General features: G+C 61.8%; 25 protein-coding genes and 3 tRNA genes. 11 read left to right on the plus strand and 17 right to left on the minus strand.

Annotated elements, in window-relative coordinates:
- Window positions 1-272 precede the first annotated feature (272 nt).
- From ABVV53_RS10905 to ABVV53_RS10915, 3 genes are all read left to right on the plus strand, one after another.
- Window positions 273-1,199: a DMT family transporter gene (locus ABVV53_RS10905; RefSeq protein WP_353984455.1), complete on the plus strand. Its 927-nt coding sequence runs from the start codon at window positions 273-275 to the stop codon at window positions 1,197-1,199.
- A 69-nt stretch (window positions 1,200-1,268) separates the two neighbouring features.
- Window positions 1,269-1,475 carry a hypothetical protein gene (locus tag ABVV53_RS10910; RefSeq protein ID WP_353984456.1) on the plus strand — a complete coding sequence of 69 codons (207 nt, stop codon included), beginning with the start codon at window positions 1,269-1,271 and terminating at the stop codon, window positions 1,473-1,475.
- Window positions 1,476-1,491: 16 nt separating this feature from the next.
- Window positions 1,492-1,887, plus strand: a complete 396-nt coding sequence (locus ABVV53_RS10915; protein ID WP_353984457.1) for a VOC family protein — start codon at window positions 1,492-1,494, stop codon at window positions 1,885-1,887.
- Between the two features lie 919 nt (window positions 1,888-2,806).
- On the opposite strand, the gene ABVV53_RS10920 is transcribed toward ABVV53_RS10915, so the two are convergent.
- The 3 genes from ABVV53_RS10920 to ABVV53_RS10930 form a co-directional block, all read right to left on the minus strand.
- Window positions 2,807-2,883, minus strand: a tRNA-Met gene (locus ABVV53_RS10920).
- Between the two features lie 97 nt (window positions 2,884-2,980).
- Entirely contained in the window at window positions 2,981-3,535 is a 555-nt protein-coding gene (locus tag ABVV53_RS10925) for a 2'-5' RNA ligase family protein (protein WP_353984458.1), read from the minus strand.
- Window positions 3,532-4,068 (minus strand): peroxiredoxin, encoded by a 537-nt coding sequence (locus ABVV53_RS10930; RefSeq protein ID WP_353984459.1) that lies wholly within the window; start codon window positions 4,066-4,068, stop codon window positions 3,532-3,534. The genes ABVV53_RS10925 and ABVV53_RS10930 overlap by 4 nt, the downstream gene beginning before the upstream one ends.
- 262 nt (window positions 4,069-4,330) lie before the next feature.
- On the opposite strand from ABVV53_RS10930, the gene ABVV53_RS10935 reads away from it, so the two are divergent.
- Window positions 4,331-4,684, plus strand: a complete 354-nt coding sequence (locus tag ABVV53_RS10935) for a response regulator (protein ID WP_353984460.1) — start codon at window positions 4,331-4,333, stop codon at window positions 4,682-4,684.
- Window positions 4,685-4,773: 89 nt separating this feature from the next.
- On the opposite strand, the gene ABVV53_RS10940 is transcribed toward ABVV53_RS10935, so the two are convergent.
- From ABVV53_RS10940 to tkt, 7 genes are all read right to left on the minus strand, one after another.
- Window positions 4,774-5,877: an NADH:flavin oxidoreductase/NADH oxidase gene (locus ABVV53_RS10940; RefSeq protein WP_353984461.1), complete on the minus strand. Its 1,104-nt coding sequence runs from the start codon at window positions 5,875-5,877 to the stop codon at window positions 4,774-4,776.
- Window positions 5,878-6,068: 191 nt separating this feature from the next.
- Entirely contained in the window at window positions 6,069-6,980 is a 912-nt protein-coding gene (locus ABVV53_RS10945) for a fructose bisphosphate aldolase (RefSeq protein WP_353984462.1), read from the minus strand.
- A 90-nt stretch (window positions 6,981-7,070) separates the two neighbouring features.
- On the minus strand, window positions 7,071-8,204 hold the full coding sequence (locus ABVV53_RS10950; RefSeq protein WP_353984463.1) for an acyltransferase family protein: 1,134 nt from the start codon (window positions 8,202-8,204) through the stop codon (window positions 7,071-7,073).
- A gap of 31 nt (window positions 8,205-8,235) precedes the next feature.
- A complete protein-coding gene (locus ABVV53_RS10955; protein ID WP_353984464.1) occupies window positions 8,236-9,435 on the minus strand; it encodes a phosphoglycerate kinase in 1,200 nt (399 codons plus the stop codon).
- Window positions 9,432-9,851: an MOSC domain-containing protein gene (locus ABVV53_RS10960; protein ID WP_353984465.1), complete on the minus strand. Its 420-nt coding sequence runs from the start codon at window positions 9,849-9,851 to the stop codon at window positions 9,432-9,434. Before ABVV53_RS10960 ends, ABVV53_RS10955 begins: the two co-directional genes overlap by 4 nt.
- 74 nt (window positions 9,852-9,925) lie before the next feature.
- Window positions 9,926-10,933, minus strand: a complete 1,008-nt coding sequence (gene gap, locus ABVV53_RS10965; RefSeq protein ID WP_353984466.1) for a type I glyceraldehyde-3-phosphate dehydrogenase — start codon at window positions 10,931-10,933, stop codon at window positions 9,926-9,928.
- Window positions 10,934-10,948: 15 nt separating this feature from the next.
- Window positions 10,949-12,928, minus strand: a complete 1,980-nt coding sequence (gene tkt / locus ABVV53_RS10970; protein WP_353984467.1) for a transketolase — start codon at window positions 12,926-12,928, stop codon at window positions 10,949-10,951.
- A 179-nt stretch (window positions 12,929-13,107) separates the two neighbouring features.
- Here tkt and ABVV53_RS10975 point away from each other — a divergent pair, with 179 nt between their 5' ends.
- From ABVV53_RS10975 to ABVV53_RS10990, 4 genes are all read left to right on the plus strand, one after another.
- Entirely contained in the window at window positions 13,108-13,323 is a 216-nt protein-coding gene (locus ABVV53_RS10975; RefSeq protein ID WP_353984468.1) for a hypothetical protein, read from the plus strand.
- A complete protein-coding gene (locus ABVV53_RS10980; RefSeq protein ID WP_353984469.1) occupies window positions 13,320-13,646 on the plus strand; it encodes a cell division protein ZapA in 327 nt (108 codons plus the stop codon). The genes ABVV53_RS10975 and ABVV53_RS10980 overlap by 4 nt, the downstream gene beginning before the upstream one ends.
- Before the next feature lie 156 nt (window positions 13,647-13,802).
- Complete coding sequence (locus tag ABVV53_RS10985; RefSeq protein WP_353984470.1) at window positions 13,803-14,411, plus strand: 5-formyltetrahydrofolate cyclo-ligase; 609 nt, start codon at window positions 13,803-13,805, stop codon at window positions 14,409-14,411.
- Window positions 14,411-14,626 carry a DUF2842 domain-containing protein gene (locus tag ABVV53_RS10990; protein WP_353984471.1) on the plus strand — a complete coding sequence of 72 codons (216 nt, stop codon included), beginning with the start codon at window positions 14,411-14,413 and terminating at the stop codon, window positions 14,624-14,626. The genes ABVV53_RS10985 and ABVV53_RS10990 overlap by 1 nt, the downstream gene beginning before the upstream one ends.
- A 111-nt stretch (window positions 14,627-14,737) precedes the next feature.
- Here ABVV53_RS10990 and ABVV53_RS10995 read toward each other — a convergent pair.
- From ABVV53_RS10995 to thyA, 5 genes are all read right to left on the minus strand, one after another.
- Window positions 14,738-14,814 (minus strand) — tRNA-Asp (locus tag ABVV53_RS10995).
- Between the two features lie 571 nt (window positions 14,815-15,385).
- Window positions 15,386-16,777 (minus strand): dihydrolipoamide acetyltransferase family protein, encoded by a 1,392-nt coding sequence (locus ABVV53_RS11000; protein WP_353984472.1) that lies wholly within the window; start codon window positions 16,775-16,777, stop codon window positions 15,386-15,388.
- 4 nt (window positions 16,778-16,781) lie between these two features.
- The gene (locus tag ABVV53_RS11005) at window positions 16,782-17,834 is read right to left on the minus strand and encodes an alpha-ketoacid dehydrogenase subunit beta (protein ID WP_353984473.1); all 1,053 of its coding nucleotides are present in this window, start codon (window positions 17,832-17,834) and stop codon (window positions 16,782-16,784) included.
- The gene (locus ABVV53_RS11010; RefSeq protein WP_353984474.1) at window positions 17,831-19,129 is read right to left on the minus strand and encodes a 3-methyl-2-oxobutanoate dehydrogenase (2-methylpropanoyl-transferring) subunit alpha; all 1,299 of its coding nucleotides are present in this window, start codon (window positions 19,127-19,129) and stop codon (window positions 17,831-17,833) included. The genes ABVV53_RS11005 and ABVV53_RS11010 overlap by 4 nt, the downstream gene beginning before the upstream one ends.
- 91 nt (window positions 19,130-19,220) lie before the next feature.
- Complete coding sequence (gene thyA, locus ABVV53_RS11015; protein ID WP_353984475.1) at window positions 19,221-20,195, minus strand: thymidylate synthase; 975 nt, start codon at window positions 20,193-20,195, stop codon at window positions 19,221-19,223.
- A 180-nt stretch (window positions 20,196-20,375) separates the two neighbouring features.
- Here thyA and ABVV53_RS11020 point away from each other — a divergent pair.
- Both ABVV53_RS11020 and ABVV53_RS11025 read left to right on the plus strand, forming a co-directional pair.
- Window positions 20,376-20,452: transfer RNA gene (locus ABVV53_RS11020), tRNA-Pro, on the plus strand.
- Window positions 20,453-20,728: 276 nt separating this feature from the next.
- A complete protein-coding gene (locus ABVV53_RS11025) occupies window positions 20,729-21,067 on the plus strand; it encodes a hypothetical protein (protein WP_353984476.1) in 339 nt (112 codons plus the stop codon).
- 265 nt (window positions 21,068-21,332) lie between these two features.
- On the opposite strand, the gene ABVV53_RS11030 is transcribed toward ABVV53_RS11025, so the two are convergent.
- Together ABVV53_RS11030 and ABVV53_RS11035 are read right to left on the minus strand one after the other, a co-directional pair.
- Window positions 21,333-21,740 carry a DoxX family protein gene (locus tag ABVV53_RS11030; protein WP_353984477.1) on the minus strand — a complete coding sequence of 136 codons (408 nt, stop codon included), beginning with the start codon at window positions 21,738-21,740 and terminating at the stop codon, window positions 21,333-21,335.
- A 4-nt stretch (window positions 21,741-21,744) separates the two neighbouring features.
- On the minus strand, window positions 21,745-22,059 hold the full coding sequence (locus ABVV53_RS11035) for a hypothetical protein (RefSeq protein ID WP_353984478.1): 315 nt from the start codon (window positions 22,057-22,059) through the stop codon (window positions 21,745-21,747).
- On the opposite strand from ABVV53_RS11035, the gene ABVV53_RS11040 reads away from it, so the two are divergent.
- Window positions 22,054-23,007: a hypothetical protein gene (locus tag ABVV53_RS11040; RefSeq protein ID WP_353984479.1), complete on the plus strand. Its 954-nt coding sequence runs from the start codon at window positions 22,054-22,056 to the stop codon at window positions 23,005-23,007. The two genes, ABVV53_RS11035 and ABVV53_RS11040, sit on opposite strands and share 6 nt — an antisense overlap.
- The last annotated feature ends 187 nt before the right edge of the window (window positions 23,008-23,194 follow it).

The raw sequence follows: 23,194 nt of genomic DNA on the forward strand, positions 1-23,194 counted from the left end.
CCTACGGCGAACGTGCGCACGTGCTCAAAACGCAGGATCGTTCTTCACGCTCCTTGTCAGAGAGGCAACCCCGAACCGTGACGAGGACACAATTGATCCGGACAGTTGCCCGCACGCTGCGCGATCGAAGGAACCCGGGACGCAAGCAGTGAAGCCGGATGGCGGGATGCCAGCTTCGACGCGGTCACCTCTTCCAAGTGACCGCCTCCACTCCTAGACGGCTCAAAACTTGTCGCGACGACCTCTTACTACTTTTGCGAGTACAGCACTTCATGCTCACCGGAGAACGCAGTCGCTGGACGGTCTATGCGACGCTTGTGCTGGTCATGACGCTGTGGGCAGGCAATTCGATCGTGGCGCGGGCAGTTCACGAACAAATCGGACCCTACTCGCTCGCCTTCTGCCGCTGGCTTGGGGCCACGTGCGTGCTGATGCCCTTTGCCGCTCGGGGACTCGTGGTGGACAAGCCGGTCATCCGCGCACACTGGAGGCCCATACTGCTCCTGGGACTGGTCGGCGTCGGCGCCTTCAACACCCTCCTCTACTCAGGCCTCCAGTACACGACCGCCACCAATGGCTTGCTGATACAGGCCGGTATCCCCGCGTTTGTCCTGATCTTCGATCGTGTGCTGTTCGGCACCAATGCGCGAGCCGCTGCAATTTACGGCGTTGCGCTGAGCGCAGTTGGCGTTGTCACCATCATCTTCCGTGCCGATCCCCGCGCATTGCTGGCTTTACACTTCGGATTGGGCGATGCTCTCATTCTCACCGCGGTCCTCGCGTGGTCGCTTTACACCGCTTTACTGCGCACCCGTCCACCCGTCAGAGGCACCAGCTTCCTGGCTGCCACGTTCCTGATCGGCGCGGTGGTCATGTTCCCTTTTGCCGCATGGGAGTGGACGGTAAGCCCGCCCCGCTTCTCGCATGAGGTTGTCCTCGCGATCGCGTACGTCGCGATACTTCCATCGACTGTCGCCTATTACCTCTTCAACCGCGCGGTTGCGGAGATCGGCGCAGCGTCTGCCGGCCACATGATCAGCCTTCAACCCCTGCTGGGCGCGATACTGGCCGCGCCAATCCTTGGCGAAGACCTGCACGGCTATCATGCGGCGGGCATGTTGCTGATCTCCACAGGCATCATCGTGTCCTTACGCGGCAGAGCCGCGAATACCAGAGCCGGTTTCGAGCAGGAGAGCTAACGCAACCAGCTGTCGATTGTGGCGGTGCAGCGCTGGACAGATCGGCGGCGCCGTCGCTACCGGCGCGCGATGAGCATCATCGCAACCATCATGAACACCGTCACCGGCCGGCCCATCCAGAAGATGACGTTCGGCCGCATGCCCAAGCCATGGGCAAGCTTCAACCTCGAATCTGGCGAACTCGTAACTGCAGAGCGGATCGACGTGGGCAAGCCCGCCCCCGGCAAATTCTCCGCTCCGGTCGATGTCTGGGTGACACTCAAGCCAAAGGATTAAGGCGTAATCTTCCGCTATGGCCGCTGTTCCAACGCTCAGAGTTGCCCGCCCCACGGTCGACATCAAGGGTCTGCTTCCCTTCTACCGAGACGGGCTTGGCCTTGAAGTCCTGCATCAGTTCGCGGATCATAGCGGCTTCGACGGCCTCATGCTTGGGCGTGAGGGTGCGCCTTATCACTTTGAGTTTACGACAGCGCACGGCCACCCTGCAGGGCGTGCGCCGACTCAGGACAACCTCCTGATTTTCTACCTGCCTGACCACGAGGAATGGCAGGCAGCAGTGGATCGGATGGAGGCTGCGGGCTTCCCAGCCGTTCCGTCATTCAATCCTTATTGGGATCAGCACGGGCGGACCTTTGAAGACCCTGACGGCTATCGGGTTGTTATCCAGAATGCAGCGTGGAACGTGTGACGGCTGCCGGCTCGTGGATGAAAAGCGGCCATTTAGTCGAGGACTGTGCAGCTGAGTTAGAAGCCAACCTTAACGCCAACCATCGCACGATTGCTCGGCACTCCAGAGATTTGAGCATACTCGGTATGGAGGTCGATAGTGGCGTTCTCGCTCAGTCGAGCCTCGGCCCTCGGCAGCCCTTCTGGACGACTGTCAGGCAGCGCTTGCAGGCGATTCCGTTCAGGGTCTGCGGCGCAAACGATGATTTCACCGACCTTCCCAGCGGCACAGGAAGGCCGGACGATGCTAAGTGCCCTTCTGGACTTTGCGTCTGCGGCAGCCTCGAACTCATCCGCTACGTGCGGAAGCTCTATAGCAGGCGGCGCGTCGGGCAATGGCATTCGAGTTCTGCCTGCAGCTGAGCGGTCGTATTAACAGCTCGATCAGGGCGATAATGTGGCAACATCTTCGGCCACTCGTGGGGCGTCTGCTGCCGAGCTAACCGCCCCCACGTCGGCCCTCAACTTCCACGATCGGTTGCCGTTTAGCCAGCCTGCGGACGATTTGGCAGCCAAGCCAAAGGAACATCACAACCGTGTAGGCTCCCCCGAGAAGGACATCTGCTGCCAACATGACCGTTGACCAGTACCGAGTTAGTTCAACGCCAAAGAGGCGAGTGAGAAACGCGGCGAATGAGAATGAGGATCGCCAGCACCGCGCGTGCCCGCAACCGGGCTTAAGCTGACAGGCAGCTTTTCGAGTGCTCCATGTGGATAGCCGCCCGTCTAAATGCAGGGCCCGCGAAACCTACCACGCCTCGGGCCATCGTTTCATCAGGGCCTCACGGGGAGCGATGCCGACCATATGTCGGGCGAAATGCTCCAGCTGGATACACGTTGAGTGCTTCCAGCTTCAATTCAAGGAAAACGCTTCAACAGAATGGTAGCGGAGGAGGGACTCGAACCCCCGACACGCGGATTATGATTCCGCTGCTCTAACCGGCTGAGCTACTCCGCCATCCTACCCGCCGCTTGGGCGAGGCCACTGCATCTCTGTGCAGGCCGCGTCCCTTAGGGGCAGGATTAGGTTCGGTCAATCGCAGAGTTCACCTTTTTCATCCCCGGAAGGGAAACGTCCGGATCGGCCGCCACAGACCTTCCTCGTATGCATAGAGGCCGAAGCCGTAAAAGCGAAACGCGCGATGCTCCAGCGTCGGGCCGAGCTCCGCCTGTAACGCCCGCGCGGCCTGACTGGTGACCTTGTTCTGGATCGTAACGTGAAGCTTCAGCGGCAGCGCGTCGTGGTGCGTCAGCAGACCGTGCATGCGGTCGGCGATGGCGCCGTGTAGCGCGACGAGCGTGGGACTATCGACTTCCAGTGCCGTGCCCCCTCCAAGCTTCATCAGCCCGGTGATGCGCGCGGGGGGCGGGGGAGCCCCAGCGAGCTGCGCCAGGCACTCCCGAAGCTCTTCTTCGACAGACGGCGGTAGCGCATGAAACAGCGTCACGTGAGCCTTTAGCCGATTGCGATCGGGAGGATAGTGCGCCCGGCGCATCGCATCGGCCCAGGCCAGCACGTCAGGGGGAAGCTCTGCCGTTATGAGCAGGGGCGCCCGCCTCGCAACCGGCTCCGGACGACCGCCGCCCGGCTCCGGATCCGGACTCTTCAACCTTGGTCCGTCCGCAACATCTCGAGAACCTTCTCCGGCGCGCTGGCGCCGTAGGGATCGTCGTCGGCGCCGCAGTCATTAATACCGGGCTCCTCGAACCATGCGGTAATCTCATTGTCGTCCACGATCATGGCGTAACGCCAGGAGCGCTGACCAAAGCCGAGGTGATCCTTGTTAATCAGCATGCCCATGCGGCGGGTGAACGTGGCGGAACCATCGGGCAGAAGCTTGATCTTCTCCAATCCCAGTTTCTGGCCCCATTGGTACATCACGAAAGCGTCGTTCACGGCAACGCAATAGACCTCATCGACGCCCGCCTCGCGGAATTCGTCGTAGTAACGCTCAAAGGCCGGGCACTGCTCGTTGGAACAAGTCGGCGTAAAAGCGCCTGGCAGGGAGAACACTACGATCTTCTTGCCTGCAAATTCATCCCGTACATTAAGATCTTGCCACCGAAACGGATTGTCGCCGCCGACACTTTCATCACGCACCCGCGTCTTGAGCGTCACATCGGGGATCTCACGATCTAGCATGGCTGTCTTCCTTGGTAATCTCGCTGTCTAGCGCCTCTGAGAAGGCATCAGACCGGCCATTGTTCCGCCGGTCAGACGCTTGACCCTGCATGGGACCTCGCTCGCCCTCCCCCCTGTATCAACCTTTAGGCAATACGAGCCGGTGATAGCAGACTGCTCTTCCCAAACTGCGCGACCGCCGCTAGTCCCCTGCAATGCAAGGAGACTGTTTGATGATACAGGCTGCCAAGGGACGTACGGCGCCCTTACCGGCACAACTCTGATGGCGCGGCGTCGAATCCTCGTCGTGGACGACGAAATGCTCGTGGCCATGATGCTCGAGGACATGTTGGCGGATCTCGGCTACGAAGTCGTCGGCCCCTGTTCGACGCTTAACGAAGCGCTGGAGTGTGCGTCCACCGAGCAGCTGGACTGCGGTATCATCGATCTAAACCTCGGGCGAGGCGTGCTCTCCACACCCGTGGCCGATGTTCTGAACGCCCGCGGCGTGCCCTTTCTGCTTGCCACCGGCTATGGCGCGAACGCCCAGACCGACGCACTTGGCCACTCCGGCCTATTGGGCAAGCCGTTTTCCACAAGCGACGTTGAAGCCGCTCTGAAGTCTCTGCTGGACTAACTCACCCCCTCGGTCCTGCGAGCCGGCTGCCAACGCATTGGTGGCGCGGAGCCGGCTCGGTATCTGCAGACCTGTAACTGATCGGGCATTCAGACGTCGAAAAGGTTGCGGTACTGGCAAGGCTGAGAGCGCAAGTACTGCGGGGGCGCCTGGACGCGTGCACCAAGGTGGGCGGCAGCATGCCAAGGCCACCGCGGATTGTAGAGCAGTCCGCGCGCCAGTCCGATCAGATCGGCATCGCCCGTTCCGACAATTGCCTCCGCCTGTTCGAAGTCGGTGATCAGCCCTACCGCCACCACCGGCAGTTTCGTCGCCTGCTTCACCGCCCTGGCGAGAGGAACCTGGTAGTTCGGACCGACAGGAATCCTTTGGTGGGGATCCAAGCCTCCGCTCGATACGTGCGCTACAGCGCAGCCCCGACGCTCAAGCTCTTGGAACAGCGCAATCGTTTCATCGACATCCCAGCCACCTTCCACCCAGTCGGTTCCCGACGCACGAACCGACACCGGCCGGTCCGCAGGGAACGCAGCACGCACGGCTTCGAAAACCTCAAGCGGGAAGCGCATGCGGTTTTCCAGGCTGCCGCCGTACTCGTCCTCGCGCCTGTTCGACAGCGGCGACAGGAATTCATGCAGCAAGTAGCCGTGGGCCATATGGATCTGGATTGCCGCGAGATTCAGCCGGGCAGCGCGTCGCGCTGCGTCGGCGAAAGCATCGCGGATGGTTTTCATCTCAGCCTTGTCGAGCGCCGTTGGCGAATTCTCCCCCTCCGCGAACGGCAGTGCTGAAGGGGCGACGGTCTGCCAGCCGTTCGCGTGACCGGGCGGCAATTGTGCGCCCCCTTTCCAAGGCAGGTCCGTAGAAGCCTTCCGCCCCGCGTGTGCAAGCTGGATCGCGATCGGCATGTCCGAATAACGTCGCACGCTCTCCAGTGTGGCCGCCATGGCTGCCTCCGTGCGATCGTCCCAAAGACCGACGTCCGCGTAAGTGATGCGCCCTTCCGGCACGACCGCTGTGGCCTCGATGGTGAGCAGCCCGGCACCTGACATAGCCAGCTGCCCCAGATGCATGATGTGCCAATCCGTCGTGCAGCCATCCACGGCCGAGTATTGACACATCGGGGCGATGACGATCCGATTTGGAAGTGTGAGACTGCCAATCGTGAGGGGTTCGAAGAGCTTGGGTGACGACAACGCGGCGCTCCTTTGCAAGGCTGAGCTCAGGACAAGATCGCTCGGATTTGGTCACTGCCCCTTCTGAGTACAAGCAAAGCTCATTGCAGATTCACGCGATCAGTGTTGCGCCTAGCGACCGTGCCGCCAAACAAAAAAGGCGGCGCCTGTGGGGGCGCCGCCTTTCCGTAGTTCTCGAATGCTAAGAAGGATCAGGCCGCAGCCGCCGCTTCGACCTTCTGGGTGGACCCTTTGTAGATTTCGTCGATCGCTCCGCCCAGTGCTGCATCGAATTCCGCATCGCTCATCTGCGCACGGAGATCTTCCAGCAGCGCCCGGCTGAAGCTGGCGATGATGCCCTTGTTCTTGGCAAGCTCCGCACAAGCTTCGGGGCGTTTGTAACCACCGGAAAGGGCGACCACCCGCAGCACCTTGGGATGGGAAACCAGCGGATCGAAAGTGCCGGGCTTTACCGGCAGGGAGAGCTTCAGCATCACCTGCTTGCCCTCAGGCAGTTCGTCGAGGTTCTTCAGAATCTCTTTTAAGAGGATCTCGTCGCATTGGGCGCGCGTTTCGCTCTTGATGTTCACTTCCGGCTCAATGATCGGCATCATGCCGTGGCCGAGCACTTGCATGCCCACTTCGAACTGCTGCTTGACGACAGCGGCAATGCCTTCCTCGTTCGCCGAGTTAATCACCGAACGTTCCTTGGTGCCGAACACACCAAGCGACTTCGAACGCTCCAGGAGCAAGTCCAAAGTCGGCATCGGCTTCATCAGCTGCACGCCGTTGGCCTCGTCTTCCAAACCCTTGTCGACCTTGATGAAGGGCACCACGCCCTTGGCGATGAGCGCCTGGGGCGTCGGTACACCGCCGACCTGACCTTCCATGGTGCGCTCGAAAAGGATCGCGCCAATAACCTTCTCGCCTGTGAAAGCTGGCGAAGAAATGATCCGGCTGCGCATGTCATGGATCAGGCCGAACATCTCTTCTTCGGTGCTCCAGGCGCCCTCTTCCACGCCGTAGCCCTTCAGGGCCTTGGGCGTTGAACCGCCGCTCTGATCAAGTGCAGCGATGAACCCTTTGCCTTCGGCCATCTTGGCGGTCATTTCGGAGGTCTGCATGGAATTCCCTCTGTTGGTTCGCGTACTAATGAAAATCTCTATCTGCCGGTGAATCTTTTCGCAACTGCGGCATCTATGACGTTCACGGATTCAAGCGCCTATCGGCCCGACGCCAGGCGCCTCCCGTCGCAGAAGAGCGGTAAGGCGCCTCCGCAGCGGCAGATCGAACCAGCGGACCGCGGCCCATGATGTCACAAGCATGATCGCCAGGAACAGCGCGGCGGCGGGGATTGGCTGCAGTCGGAGCGCGCGAACCGCTGAGCGCATCGGCTCTATGAAGGACCAGTGCACCGCGTAGAGCGCGTAGGAGACCTCGCCCGTGAATGCCGCTAGCGGCGCTGCGAAACGCACCGGTTCACACCGGCTGCCCAGGAACACCAGCAAGGGCGAAAAGAACAAGATGATGGAAAGGTCGTAAGCAGCGGACCACTCAGGGAGCACTGGCATCGCCAGCAGAACGCCTATGGCCGCGATGCAGACGATACCGAACCAACTTGGAGCGCGCGCACCAACGCCCTGTTCGCCTGCGGCACCGCGCCCCCCCATGGCTGGAGAGGCCCGCTCCGGCAGCATCGCGATGATGATGCCCAGTGTGAACGAGAAGGCAGTACGCATCAGCGCGATGCTGTGCTCGTTCCATAACGCACCGATGTTGCCTGACCCATTGGCCACGACGATCGGCACCATCCCGCCGGCTGCGACCACACAGATGATCGCCAGAGCCCATCCCGGCAGGCGAAACAACAGCACGATTAGGGCGAAATTCGCGATAATCTCGAAGAACAAAGACCAGGAGGGTACGTTGAGGGGATAAAGAGGCAGACTTGCCGGCGATGGCAGCATCAAACCATTAAACAGCAGCGCCGCGGCGACTTCCCTGGCCGGCGGGGCCTTGGGATCGCCAGCCAGCAACTGCTGCACCGCCAGCAGCACGCCGAGCAGCAAGCCAAGCAGGAATAGAGGATACAGCCGGGCGAGGCGTTGAACCATGAAGCGGCCGATCCCAAGTCCCTCACGGAAGCGGGGCAGATAGCTGCGGTAGAGCACAAAACCCGAAAGAACGAAGAAGAAGTCCACCGCGACATATCCGTGCGGCATCAGGTAAATGTCAAAGTGGAACAGGGCCACCGCAATGGCTGCGAGGCCGCGCATGCCATCCAGTGTCACATAGCGCCCCAGACCGGCGCCACTAGGACCCGGCCGAGCCTCAGGCAGAGCCTTCATCGTCCTCATGGCTCCTGTTGTCGTTCAGGCCTCAGGCCTGAAGCGCCGCCACACCCGGAAGCTCCTTGCCTTCCATCCACTCGAGGAAGGCGCCGCCTGCCGTCGAGATGTACGTGAAGTCCTGTGCGACCCCTGCGTGGTTGAGCGCGGCAACAGTATCACCACCGCCGGCAACTGAAATCAACGAGCCCTCTCGCGTGAGCGCGGCCGCAGTCTTTGCAAGGGTGACGGTGGCTGCGTCGAACGGCACCATTTCGAAGGCGCCCAGCGGACCATTCCACACCAGCGTCTTACAGGTCTTGAGCACATCCCCAAGCGCTTCCGCCGCCGAAGGGCCTGCGTCGAGAATCATCTCATCGGATGCGACCTCGTGTACGTTGCAGGTGCGCAAGCTAGCCGGGTTGGCAGCGAACTCCTTCGAGACGACGACTTCGTAAGGCAGATGCACGGTGCAGCCCGCACTGTCAGCCGTCGCGAGAATCTGGTTCGCTGTATCAGCAAGGTCATGCTCGCAAAGCGACTTGCCAACGTCCACGCCCTTTGCCGCCAGGAAGGTGTTGGCCATGCCGCCGCCGATGATGAGGTGATCGACCTGCGTTACCAGGTGCGTGAGAACGTCGAGCTTGGACGAGACCTTCGCCCCGCCTACGACGGCGGCGACCGGCTTTTCAGGAGTTCCAAGCGCCTTATCGAGCGCCTTCAGTTCCGCTTCCATAGAGCGCCCTGCGTATGCCGGCAACACTCGGGCGAGACCTTCTGTCGTGGCGTGAGCGCGGTGCGCAGCCGAAAAGGCGTCGTTGACGTAGAAGTCCGCGTTGGCAGCAATGGCTTGAGCAAGTTCGGGATCGTTCTTTTCCTCACCCTTCCAGAAGCGGGTGTTTTCCAGGATGGCAATATCTCCGGTGCGAAGGATGCCGACGGACTGCGCAACGACCGGCCCGGCAATCTCGGGCACGAACATCACTTCCTTGCCCAGAACCTTCTCGACCGCCCCAACCACCATTGAGAGCGACTGTGTCGACACACGCTCCCCTTTGGGCCGGCCGAAGTGTGCAAGAAGAAGGACCTTAGCGCCCTTCTGGGATAGCTCGAGGATCGTCGGAGCGGCCGCACGGACGCGGGTGTCGTCGGTCACCGCGCCGTCCTGCATCGGCAGGTTGAGGTCGACGCGGACCAGCACGACTTGACCATTTACATCACCGAGGTCGTCCAGGGTGTTGAAAGTGCTCATTTCTCGATCCTTATCTCGTCGCCCACGGCGATCATGCCATCCGATACCACTCTGCCCAGCAGTCCACCCCGCCAGTCCGGCGTCAGGGCAGCTTCAAGGCCGGGGTAGAGTTCTTCCATGCGACCACACGGGTCGCATTCCAACGTAATCCAGATGCGAAGGCTTTGGCCTACCGCCACGATATAGCCGTCTTCCCTCGGAAAGCGCAGCCCTTCAACGAAGAAGTTCGTCCGGCGCGTGTGCCAAGGGAGCTTGTCGACGCCTTCCAAGCCAAGCTCGGCCATGGCCGCGTACCAGCTCTCCGCCTCCAGAAACGAAACCTGCCGCCGCCCCTTCCCGCCAGGCCGAATACGGCCACGGAAGTCGCCATCGAGGCCTCGCTCCTGGGTGACGAATGCAGTGTCGAGCAGTTCCATGGCGCTGCGCGACCTTGATCGTCGCGCGATGCCGATGAGCCTGCCCGATACTTGCATCCCTCAGCAGTTTTCAATCAGAGCAGCTTGCCCATCACGCCGGCTGTATCGACCATGCGGTTCGAGAAGCCCCACTCGTTGTCGTACCAGGACAGCACGCGCACGAGCTTGCCTTCGAGCACGGCAGTTTCGAGGCTGTCGATGGTCGACGAGTGCGGATCGTGGTTGAAGTCGATCGAGACCAGCGGCTCTTCCGTGTAACCAAGTACGCCTTTCAGCGGACCTTCGGCAGCGGCCTTGAGCAGCTGGTTCACTTCCTCGGCGCTGGTGTCGCGCGCAGGCGTGAATACCAGATCCACCACTGAGACGTTCGGGGTCGGTACGCGGATCGACGAACCGTCGAGCTTGCCCTTCAAGTCCGGCAGAACCTCACCAACAGCAACGGCGGCGCCGGTGCTGGTCGGGATCATGTTCATCGCAGCAGCGCGAGCGCGGCGCGGATCCTTGTGGATTTGGTCGAGGATCTTCTGATCGTTGGTGTACGAGTGGATCGTGGTCATCAGGCCGCGCTCGATCCCGATCGCCTCATGCAGAACCTTGGCGAACGGTGCGAGACAGTTGGTCGTGCACGAAGCGTTCGAAACAACGAGGTGATCGGCGGTGAGCTTGTCGTGGTTCACGCCGTAGACGACGGTCAGGTCCACGCCCTTGGCTGGAGCCGAGATCAGGACGCGCTTGGCGCCAGCCTCGATGTGCTTGGATGCGCTCGCCTTGTCGGTGAAGAAGCCGGTGCACTCCAGCGCGATGTCAACGCCGTTGGCGGCGTGTGGAAGGTTCGCGGGATCGCGTTCAGCGGTCACCTTGATGCGGGTGCCGTTGATGATGAGGTCGTCGCCGTCAACTTCCACGGTGCCGGGGAACGTGCCGTGCACGGAATCCCGCTTGAACAGGAGGGCGTTGTCCTTCGCGCTGGCGAGGTCGTTGATCGAGACCAGTTCCAGGCCACAGTCGGGCCGCTCGAGAATGGCGCGAGCGACGTTGCGCCCAATACGTCCGAAACCGTTGATCGCAACCTTGGTCGCCATGAGAAGTACTCCTCGTTAGGTGCTGAGTTTATCCAAAATCTTGGGTACAATGGAATCTGCGGTGAAGCCGAAGCGCGCGAACAGATCCTTGGCCGGAGCCGAGGCACCGAACCGGTCAATGCCGATGTTAAGACCGTCCGTGGTGGTGTAACGCTCCCAGCCCCAGGTCACGCCGGCCTCAATCGAGACGCGCAGGATGTGCGCAGCGTCAGGCAGCAACTCGCGCTTGTAGCTATCGTCCTGCTGCTCGAACAGTTCGAGACAAGGCGCCGAGATCACGTCCGCCCCGATGCCCTGGCTTTCCAGGCGCTCGGCCACTTCAGTGGCGAGCTGCACTTCGGAGCCTGTCGCCATCAGTATGACCTTGCGTTCTGCCTTGGCGCTCTTCAGGCGATAGGCCCCGCGCGCGCTCAGCATACCGCCTTCATGGCGGAGCTGTGGCAGGTTCTGGCGAGTCAGGGCCAATACGGAAGGCGTCTCGGACGACTGCAGCGCCAGCATCCAGCACTCCGCGGTCTCGATCACATCGGCCGGACGGAAGACGTTGAGGTTGGGTATCAGCCGCATCGACATCACCTGCTCGATCGGCTGGTGCGTGGGCCCGTCTTCGCCAAGACCAATCGAATCGTGCGTCAGCACATAAACTACGCGCGTCTGCTGCAGCGCCGATAAGCGGATCGCGTTGCGGCAGTAGTCTGAGAAGATCAGGAACGTTCCGCCGTAAGGTATCACGCCGCCATGCAGCGCCATGCCATTCATCGCCGCTGCCATGCCGAACTCACGGATGCCGTAGTAGACATACCGTCCCGCGTAGTCGTCCGCGGTTAGCGGTGCCTGGTTCTTCGCCTTGGTATTGTTCGAGCCGGTCAAGTCGGCCGAGCCGCCCACCAGTTCGGGAAATAGCGGCACCAGCACGTTGAGTGCGTTCTCGGAGGCCTTTCGTGTCGCGACATTGGCATCACCGGCAAGCCACCCGTTGAACGCTGCCATGGCGTCGTCCTCCGCGGCAAGCTCACCCGCCATTCGACGCTCGAACTCGGCGGCCTGGGGATCTGCGGCGAGACGCGCTTCCCACTCTTGACGCGCTTTTGCGCCCCTGTATCCGGCCTCGCGCCAGTCAGCCAGCACATCCTCGGGAACGATGAAAGGCTCCGAAGTCCAGCCAAGCGCAGTACGCGCAGCGGTGATCTCTTCGGCACCCAAGGGAGCGCCGTGAACGTCGTGTCCGCCCTGCTTGTTGGGAGCGCCCTTGCCGATGATGGTGCGGCAAGCGACCAGAGACGGCTTTTCCGACATGGCCGCTTCGGCCAAGGCGCGCTCGATATCGGCATAGTCGTGGCCGTCGCACTCGAACACGTCCCAGCCCGACGCACGGTAGCGTGCAGGTATGTCCTCCGAGGTCGAAAGCGCGGTATCGCCGTCGATGGTGATACGGTTGTCGTCCCACAGCACCTTGAGCCGGCCAAGCTTCAGCGTACCGGCCAGGCCGATAGCCTCGTGGTTGATGCCTTCCATCATGCAGCCGTCGCCAGCGATGACCCAGGTCTTGTGATCGACCAGATCGTTGCCGAAGGTGGCATTCAGATGCCGCTCGGCGAGCGCCATGCCTACCGCCATCGCCAGCCCCTGACCGAGCGGTCCAGTGGTACACTCGACGCCTGGGATGAGGAAGTTTTCTGGATGACCAGCGCAGACAGAGCCCATCTGCCGGAAGTTGCGGATGTCGTGGATGGTTGGGCTCTCGTATCCCGTCAGATAGAGCAGGGAGTAGATCAACATCGAGCCATGGCCGGCCGAGAGAACGAAGCGGTCGCGATCCGCCCAATCAGGCCGCGAGGGATCAAAGCGGAGAAACTTCGAAAACAGCACGGTTGCGACGTCAGCCATGCCCATCGGCATGCCGGGGTGGCCGCTGTTTGCCGCCTGAACCGCATCCATCGACAGCGCACGGATGGCGTTCGCCATCGGCGCGAAGCGTGTGGGATCGGTGCTCATGATAGTACTCCGCGCGGCACGGCCGCGATTGGACGATTCGATTTCGCCGCTTCCTTCGCGGCTCGACGACTTCACGTCAAGTTCGCGCCCAGCCACGAGAGCCTGAGGATGAAGACAGTCATTCACAGCTTTCTGCGGCAATCGCTTGTGTTAACGCGATTGCGCGCTAGCCAGAGCGCATGGATGAGGGAACACTCATCGGCTCTTTGGACCGGATCGAGGCCGCGCTTGATAGGCTTGAAGCCTGTGCAGCGAAGATCGCTGCGCAAGAGAGTGGCAGACCAGCCGCTCCACCCATCGACGCCGATCTTGAGCAGCGCCACAGCGCGCTACGGTCGTCGGTCGAAACAGCGCTCGCGCGCATCGACACCCTTTTGGCTGCGAGAGCGGAATGAGCAATGTCGACCTCGTGATCGGCGGCAGGCGTTACACCATCGCTTGTGCCGATGGAGAAGAAGGGCACATCGCTGAACTCGGCGGGATGATAGACACGATGGTGTCCACCGGAAGCCTGCGAGCACAAAGCGAACAACGCATGCTGCTCTACGCGGCCCTGATGCTGGCTGACGAGTTGCACGAGGCAAGGGACGCACTAAAGCGCGCCGCACCAGCTAGCGATCCTGCAGAGGCAGCAAAGATCGAGCAGCGCGTGGATCAGATCACCATTCGTCTCGAAGCGCTCGCACAACACCTTGAGGATCGGCCTACGATACCCTAGATAAGGGAAGACGGGATCTGCCCGGCACGTGCCGTTCGAACATCCCTGAGGCTATAAGCAATCCAATGGGGGCTGTCCCTGGTCGGATCCTGGTCCGACACACATGGTCCCCACCTGACGTCGAGGCGTCAGAGGATTTCTAGGAAACGACCCACGGTGGACCCGTCACCCCCGAATTTCGGATCAAGCGCTGAGACCAAGGCGCAGCTGCGCAAGCACTTCCGTGCTCTACGACGAGAGCATGTGGCCGCGCTGCCTGACAGTATGCGGGCACTGCTGTTCCTCCGCCCGCCCGCCCCGCTTGTTCGCATGATCCCGGAGGGCGCCTGCGTCGGGCTGTATCACCCTCACCCGCACGAAGCCCCCACCGAGCCCTACGCACGCTGGTTGCACGAGAACGGGCGCGGACTGGCTCTGCCCCACTTCGCCGACAGAGATGCCCCGATGACTTTCCGGGCTCTGTCCAGCCCGTACGATCAGGAGACGCTGGAGCCGGGACCCTTCGGTGTGTTGCAGCCTGGCTCTGAAAGCGCTGTAGTCACCCCGGCTGTGCTTTTCGTGCCATTGCTCGCGTTCACTGCTGACGGTACTCGCCTTGGCCAAGGTGGTGGTCACTACGATCGCTGGCTGGCGGAGCATCCGGACGTGCTGGCCATCGGGCTTGCTTGGGACGGGCAGCTTGCGGAAGATCTGCCGGTCGAAGCACACGACCAGCGTCTCGCCGCAATCGTCACCCCTACTCGCCTCTACAAAGGAGCAACATGATGCGTGAGCAGCCGACCTGGAGAATCCCTGTCGGAGTGCTCGGCATTGTGCTGGGGCTCGCCATCTACGGAATCGTCATTGCAGTGCTTATCGCGCCATGGATCGGCGCATGGCCGGCTCTGGCACAAGCACCCGTCTACCTCGTGCTCGGTGTCGCCTGGATTCTGCCGTTGCGACGCTACCTGATCTGGATGGAAACCGGCCGCTGGGGTTGAGCCACTCTACGCTAGAGTAAGCAGACACCGAACTGAAGCGAACTTCGCTGCGGCCCCTTCGCCCGAAGGCGAAGAGCTGCTTCCGACGTCTTTAAAGGAAAATTCCCCAAGTGGCGCGAGTGACGGGACTTGAACCCGCGACCTCCGGCGTGACAGGCCGGCGCTCTAACCAACTGAGCTACACCCGCGTTCTCGACGTTTATTTAGGCGTGCACCCCTTGGGGAGACGCGCCTCTATGTCAGGGCGATGAGGCTGTCAACAGCCCAATCGGTGAGACGACAAAATTCCTTCAACAAAGATCACACCGCGTCCCGACCATCGGGATCAACCACCTTTTCGCAAGTGCTGCTCATAGTGATCCGCCGCCCGGGAGCAGTCGGGCGGGATGTCGTTTGGCAATCAGGGCACAGGTAGTCTCTTGGCGGTGCTGGCCGCATGTCGCCTTGCCTCAGGCGAGCTCCGCAGGCTTAACGCCCGTAATCCTCGTCACCACTGCAAGCACGGTTTGTGGAGCGTGTACGAGCCGGGACCGCCCCAAGCTCGAACCGCAGACAATCTGATCCGCGAAGAACGAGGCCTCACGGCGAGGAACCGGTATAGATTTTCCGGTAATGATGGGTTTGTCGTCGCCCCCTCTACGCACCATTATCGCTTACCAAAGCAGCGCCTCTGACGAGCAGGAGGTCGGCCTTTTGCGCTTTAAGCGCGGCTAATCGATGTCTGGAGCATTATGCACGTCTTGCGCACCCAGCACAGCATCAGCCGACCAGCAGCAACGCCGGAGCCTCGATCAGCCGCCTGAGCGCCTGTGCGAAGCTGGCGGCATCCCAGCCATCAACAACCCGATGATCGCAGCTCATCGAAATGTTCATGAGCTTTCGCTTCTCGACACGCTCCTGGCCGTCCGCACCGGTGACGAACATCGGCCGTTCAACGATCCGGTTGGGCCCGATGATCGCCACCTCCGGCCGGTTGATCACGGGCGTCGTCGCCACGCCGCCCATGGGGCCAAGCGAGGTAAGCGTAATCGTCGAACCGGAAAGCTCCTGGGACTTGGCAGTGCCGTCACGAGCCGCCTGGGCCAACCGTGAGATTTCACTGGCGAGTTGCCACAGGTTGCGATCCTGCGCGTCACGAATCACCGGCACCATCAGCCCCGCGGGCGTCTGCGCGGCCATGCCGAGATGGACGGAGCCATAGCGAGTCACCACGCCCGCTTCGTCGTCGTAATGCGCGTTGAGCATCGGGAACTCGGGCAGCAGACGACAGATCGCGGTGAACAGAAGCGGCAGCATGGTGAGCTTGGGCCGCTCGCCCCGCCCTGCATTGAGTTGCGCGCGTGCTTCCTCAAGCGCGGTGACATCATACTCCTCGACATAGGAGAAATGCGGGATGTTGCGCTTGGAAGCCGCCATGTTCTCTGCGATGCGCCGACGCAGCCCAATCACGCGGACTTGCTCATCGACACCCCGGCGACCGGCGGGCTGGAAGCCGCCGGAAGCATTGTACGCGAGGAAGGCGTCGAGGTCGGAATGGCGCACGCGGCCATCGTCCGCAGGGCGAACTTCGCCCAAATCGATGCCCAGGTCACTGGCTCGCTTGCGCACTGCCGGGCTGGCGAGCACCTTCGCACGCGATGCGCCACGCGGATGCGGCGCCTTGGTTCCCTGTGCGGCTGGCGCACTGTTGGACCCGCGAGCGGCGTCAGCCACAGCAGGAGCCGAGGCCGAAGGCGTCTGCTCTGACGGTACTGCTTTGGCCGCGGGCCCCGGGTCTGCAGCCATCGCGCGGTCGGCATCGGCGGGATCCGGATTTTCCGCTTCAATTCGCTCCTGAACCACCTCAGCCTTTGGTGCAGGCGCGGGCGCGACTTCGTGAGTAGGTCCTGAATCGGCCTCTTCCGCTTCGCCTTCGGTTTCGATGACCACCAGAGGCGATCCGATCGCGATCACGTCACCCTCTGCACCGGCGACCTCAATGACCTTGCCGGAGACGGGGCTTTCCATCTCTACAGTGGCCTTGTCCGTCATCATGTCAGCCAGGCGGCCGTCTTCCTCCACCATGTCCCCCACTTTGACGTGCCATGCGACGATCTCGGCCTCGGCAATGCCCTCACCGATGTCGGGCAGGCGGAACGTGTAGCGACCCATTGGATCAATCCTTCAAGAGCCGATCGACCGCCTCGCCAATGCGGACGGGACCAGGAAAATAAGCCCACTCGAGGCTATGGGGATAAGGCGTGTCGAACCCGGTCACGCGCTCGACTGGCGCCTCGAGGTGATAGAAGCAGCGCTCTTGCACGAGCGCGGAGAGCTCGGCCCCAAAGCCGGAGGTCCGGGTCGCCTCGTGTACCACCAGGCATTTGCCGGTTTTCTCCACCGACTTTTGCACAGTCTCGATGTCCAGCGGCACGAGGGTGCGCAAGTCGATGATCTCTGCGTCGACACCCTTTTCCGCCAGCACAGCCTCCACCACGTGGATCATCGTGCCGTACGCGAGCACGGTCATGGCGGTACCCTCGCGAACCACGCGCGCCTTGCCGAGCGGGATCGAGTAGTAGCCCTCGGGCACCTTGCCGCCGGGATGGTTCTTCCAGGTCTTCGACGGATTGTCGTAGTAGCCGTCGAATGGCCCGTTGTAGATGCGCTTGGGCTCGAAGAAGATGACGGGATCGTTGTCCTCGATCGCGGCGATCAGTAGGCCCTTGGCGTCATGCGGGGTCGAGGGAATGACCGTCTTGAGGCCCGCTACGTGCGTGAACAGAGCCTCGGGGCTCTGGCTGTGCGTCTGCCCCCCGAAGATGCCGCCACCGAAGGGCGAGCGCACTGTCAGTGGCGACGTGAACTCGCCCGCCGAGCGATAGCGCATCCGCGCCGCCTCGGAGATGAGCTGGTCGAGACCCGGATAGATATAGTCCGCGAACTGGATCTCGGGCACCGGCCGCAATCCGTAGGCTGCCATGCCGACCGCGGCGCCGACGATGCCGCATTCGTTGATCGGCGAGTCGAACACACGGTGCTTGCCGTACTTGTTCTGCAGCCCCGCGGTCGCACGGAACACGCCGCCAAAGTAGCCGACGTCCTCACCCAGGATGACGACATCGGGATCACGCGCCATCATGATGTCGAGGGCGTCGTTGATCGCCTCGATCATGTTGATCTGCCGCGTCGGGGCGTCCTGCAGGCTGACGGGTTCCTCCTCGATCATGCCTTCCACTCCGGAAATTTCGTCTGTCGCTCGCGGATGGCCTGCTCTGCCTGCTCTTCGAGGTGCCAGGGCAGTTCCTCGAAAACGTCTTCGAACATGGTGTGAAACGGGTGGTGCATGCCGTGGCCGAGAATGCCGTTCTTCTCCGCCTGCTTCGTGGCGGCTTTCACCTCTTCCGCCACTTCGCGATCCATCGCTGCCTGCTGATCCTCCGACCACTCGCCCAGCCCAATCAGATGGCGCATGAGGCGGTTGATGGGATCGCCGAGCGGCCATTCGTCCCGCTCTTGCACCGAGCGGTAGGCGCTGGGATCGTCTGAGGTGGAATGCCCCTCGGCGCGATAGGTGAAGTGCTCGATTAGCGTGGGGCCAGCATTGGCGCGGGCGCGGTCGGCGGCCCAGCGCATCGCCGCGTAGGCGGCCAGCGCATCGTTGCCATCCACTCTGAGGCCCGCGATGCCGTAGCCTACCGCCCGCGCCGCGAACGTGGCCCGCTCGGCGCCTGCAAACCCTGAGAAGCTGGAAATCGCCCACTGGTTGTTGACGACGTTGAGCACGACCGGCGCGTTGTAGACCGCTGCGAAAGTCATCGCCGCGTGGAAGTCTCCCTCCGCGCTGGACCCCTCGCCGATAAAGGCGGTGGCGATCCGGGTGTCGCCCTTGATCGCGCTGGCCATCGCCCAGCCCACGGCCTGCGGATACTGCGTGGCGAGATTGCCCGAGATGGAGAAGAACCCATAATCGCGGGCCGAGTACATCACCGGAAGCTGCCGCCCTTTCAGGCGGTCCGCGCGGTTGGAGTAGATCTGGTTGACCATCTCGACCAGCGGGAAGTCGCGCGCGATCAGAATGCCCTGCTGGCGATAGCTGGGGAACACCATGTCTTCGCGGTCGAGCGCGTGCGCGGTGGCGACCGAGATTGCCTCCTCGCCCGTGCACTTCATGTAGAAACTGGTTTTCCCCTGACGCTGGCCGCGATACATCCGGTCATCGAACGCGCGCGTCAGCGCCATCGTTCGCAGCATCCGCCGTAGCGTCTCGGGGTCGAGCTTAGGGTCCCACGGGCCAACCGCGCGGTGCTCATCGTCGAGTACGCGGACGAGGGCGTCGCACAAAGGGCGTGTGTCGCGCGCTGCGCAAGCCTCATCCGGGCGCGCCTGCGCACCTGCTGGCGGAATTTGAAGGTGCGAGTAATCGACGCCGTCCCCGGGACGAAATCGCGGCTCTGGTACGTGGAGGCTGAGCGGTGGCAGATTGCCTCGCGCGCGCCCGGATCCTGAGCCGCCATCAGCCATCGTCGCGTCTCCCAATGCGAGCCCTTCTTGAATCAGGGCAGAAGATTATTCCAGTCGCACGTCATAATATTTCACAGCGCAGCAATGTCAATCAAACCGCCACTGGAGCCGCGATATGCGCCTGCGGAGCGTACCCGGTCACGTCGAAGTCCTCGACCCGGTAGTCGAAGACGGAATCAGGACAGCGCGCGAATGCCAGCTTAGGCTCCCCTGCCGGGGATCGGGCGAGCTGCTCCTTCACCAGTTCCGCGTGATTAAGGTACAAGTGCACATCGGCACCCGACCAAACGACTTCGCCCGGCTCAAGGTTGCATTGTTGCGCCAGCATTCGCGTCAGCAGAGCGAGCGACCACATATTGAAGGCAAATCCAAGCCCCATGTCGCAACTGCGCTGGTAGAGCATGCCCGACAAGCGTCCGTCGGCGACATGGAACTGATATGTCTTATGACACGGCGGCAGCGCCATTGCGTCGAGTTCGGCGACATTCCATCCTTCGATGATGTGCCGGCGGCTGCCCGGATTGGTCTTGAGGCTCTCCACCACTTGGGCAACTTGGTTGATGCCGCGCTCTCGACGGCGGTAAAGCCCCTTCCCATCCTCCTCGCGCGCGGGTTCGTACACAGGCCAGTCGACCCACTGCTTGCCATAGACGGGGCCGAGATCGCCCCATCGCGCGGCAAAGTCGGCGTCTTCCACGATCCGGCGCGAGAACGCCGCCCGATCCATGCTGCCGCCGGTTTCCCGGCGGTAGCGATCGAGCGGCCAATCGGTCCAGATCTCAACGCCCTGTGCACAGAGCGGACGAATGTTGGTCTCCCCCGACAGAAACCAAAGCAGTTCTCGACTGGCGGTTTTCCAGTACACCCGCTTGGTAGTAAGCAGCGGCATTGCACCGCCCGAGAGGTCGAAGCGAATAAGCGCGCCGAAAAGCGAGCGTGTCCCCACGCCGGTGCGGTCCACCCTCTCGTCCCCCTCCTCCCAGATACGACGCATGAGGTCGAGGTACTGCCACTCCCAGTGACCGGAGCGGCCATGATCGAACGAGGATAAGGTGCCTGCTGACATTCCCTGTGGTTAGCCCCCCGCCCCGACGCTGCCAAGCGGCGCAAATGCAGCGCCCGCGCCACGCACTACAACCTCCCCAAGATAAAGCGCACGCTGGCGCTCGTGCCGCTTGCCCTGTCCGGATTAGCTCTCTATAGGCGCGCTCCTGCCTCGGAGCCGATTACATCGGCGCTGATCGGTCGGGGAGTAGCTCAGCCTGGTAGAGCACTGTCTTCGGGAGGCAGGGGCCGGAGGTTCGAATCCTCTCTCCCCGACCAAATTTCACCAAGCCGTTAGGACACACGCCTATCCCAGGCAGCAGCAGCTGCATGAGCCTGCCAGATGATGCTGAAGAACGCTTGGCCCAGCGATGATCAGCTGCATTCGCTGCGCAGCGGCACGAGTATCGGATCACGGACACCGATGACGACCAATGCTTCGGAAGCTACGTCCCAAGATGGTTAGGGCAAACGATAGCTTGGCGAACACGTTGCGCTATCAGGGTTGAGCACCGCTACGTGGCCTCCGGGCCAGTCCAGGAAGTCAGGTAGAGCATGGCGCGCAAACATTCGAAGTACGACTCCGCCCAGAACGACCATCAAGAGGATGATGCTCCGACGCCAGTAGTAGCCTGCTGGCTGTGTGGCAGGCCGACTGGCAAGACCATTGTCTGGCACCATCCCGTACCCAAGAGCCGCGGCGGGCGTGACGTCGTCCCCATGCACCCCATCTGCCAGCAGACGCTGATCGCGAACTTCACCAACTCCGAACTGCAGCGGCACGCGACCGACGTGGAGGCCCTCCTGGCGAACCCCAACGTGCGCAAGTTCGTCGATTGGGTGGCGAAGAAAGACCCGGATTTCACCGCGCCTACGACTAAGAAGCAGCGCTAAACGCGCTCAGTTTCCAGCACATTGATGAAGGCTTCTACCGCCCGAAGCGGGTTGTCATCCGATGCGTAATCATCAAGCAAAGCTGGCAAACATAATTAGGGCGGCGGTCTGTGCGTGCGACGAAACGGCCATTCCTCGAAGCCTGCCGAAACCTTAAGCAAACGCTATTACATATTGGCGTTTTTACCCAGTCTCAGGGCCTTCCAGTCGTTCCCACACGATATTTGGATCGAAAGCACTTGTAAGGTTTCGCAATCCCCGCCTACTATTGAACCGCTGCCTTGCGTTGCTGGGCGTCGAGACTAAACCTCCCGGGCCCCGAAAAGACCAGATAAAGAAAGAGGAACGCGTAGAGAACCGCTGCATCGCCGCCATTGTTTACCGGAAAGAAATCCTGCGGAGCGTGAGCGATGAAATAGGCGGCCGCCATCGTGCCCGAGGCAATGAATGCTGCGGAGCGCGTGAAGAAGCCCAAGACTATGAGGGCTCCGGTGACAAGTTCGATAAAGCCGGCGTAATGACCCGGTGAACTAAATGCCCAGCCAGCCCCGGCGGCCTCTCCAGCCGGGAAGGCCAGGAACTTCTGGGTCCCATGGGTCAGGAAAAGCAGGCCAGCCACTATTCGCAGAACGGCAAGCATCACAGGTTGATAGCGGTGGAGATTGTCGGTCATCAAACTACTCTCCTGTTCGCAAAGGTGGATCATCCCATTCAGAGGCGAGATCGTCGGGGCCGACGATCCGGTGATCCCGTTTAGCAAAGTTGCCGACGCGGCGCATCTCGTCCAATTCGAAATCGAAGTATCGCAACATTTTCGGGGATTCGATCAAGCTTTGGGGTACGGGCCAGCCGATCCTCATGAGCTGGTGGACCCAGCGCAGCGCCACCTGAGCCGCGCTCTTTCCACGCGCCTTGCCGATGTCCGTGAGCGTATCTTCCTTTAACGTTTCACCATCCTGAGGAACTACCTTCAGAGCAATCTGTTTATGCACGATGTCTCAGGGAGCAGCGCTTACGGAGTGGCGGCGGTGAAGTCCGCACTTTCCTTGCTGGTTGCACCGCTAGCGCTGTTCGCCTCACCGGCGGCTGCGCAGATGGCGCAGACTCTGGAGACTGACCTGCGCCCCTCGGAATCCACGTCCAGCCATACCCCCGCTGTCAGCGCGCTCGGGCGGGTTAGCGTCACAGCGGGCGCCCGGTTCGTTAGCGAGTACATCTCGCGCGGGATCGCCTTTTCTGACAAGCCCAGCCTTCAACCCTCTGTCACCATGCGCATCGCCCTGCCCGAACTAACAAATGGGGCCGTGACCAATGTCAGCGTGTTCGCGGGCAACTGGAACAGCATGCAGTTCGACGATCCCGGCCTTGGCCAGCAAAGTTCGGGTTCGCTGCGCGGATGGTACGAGGCGGACCTCTACGCCGGTGTTTCCATGAAGCTGGGTGATAGCGTGGCGATCTCGGGCACCTACTTTCGCTATGTATCCCCGAGCAACTCGTTTCGCGGATACAACGACCTTGAGTTCATCGTCTCCTATGATGACAGCGCGCTCTGGTCAGGCGGCGCGGCGAATGTGGGCTTCAGCCTCGCACCGGCCTTGCGCATGGTGCAAGAAGCAGGCCGCCCGGGGCGAAAGGATGCTCTCTACATCCAGCCCTCGCTGACCCCAAGTCTGAGGGTAGGCGGACATTCCAGCAAAGTGCGCGCCTCGGTCCCGCTGGTTCTGGGCCTGTCCGATCACTACTACAGGGACGCCGCCGGAAAGGACGAGACCGTCGGCTTCTTCCGCACCGGCCTCACCCTTGCAGGCAGCGATTTTGTCGGCGTTCCGGGACTGACCGCAACGACGGGCGTGGACTTGTGGCTCCTCAACGACAGGGTCGCCAATGGCCTTGACGACATCGAAGTGGTCGGGCGCGCGGGCTTCTCGATGGCGCTCTAGGTCGGGCCGCTTCAGAATCGCCGATGTTTGCCGATCCAGAGCCTCACCGCCTCATGGCGGATATCGATCCCGCCCTCGAACAGCAGGTCTTCCACATGTTCCACGAGTGAGGGAAATGCACCTACCGCATCATTCCAGGCGGATCATTGCGGACGACGAGTTGAAGTAGCGAAAGGGCTTTCTGGCT

This window comes from Novosphingobium kalidii (genome assembly GCF_040534015.1).
Taxonomy (GTDB): Bacteria; Pseudomonadota; Alphaproteobacteria; order Sphingomonadales; family Sphingomonadaceae; genus Novosphingobium; species Novosphingobium kalidii.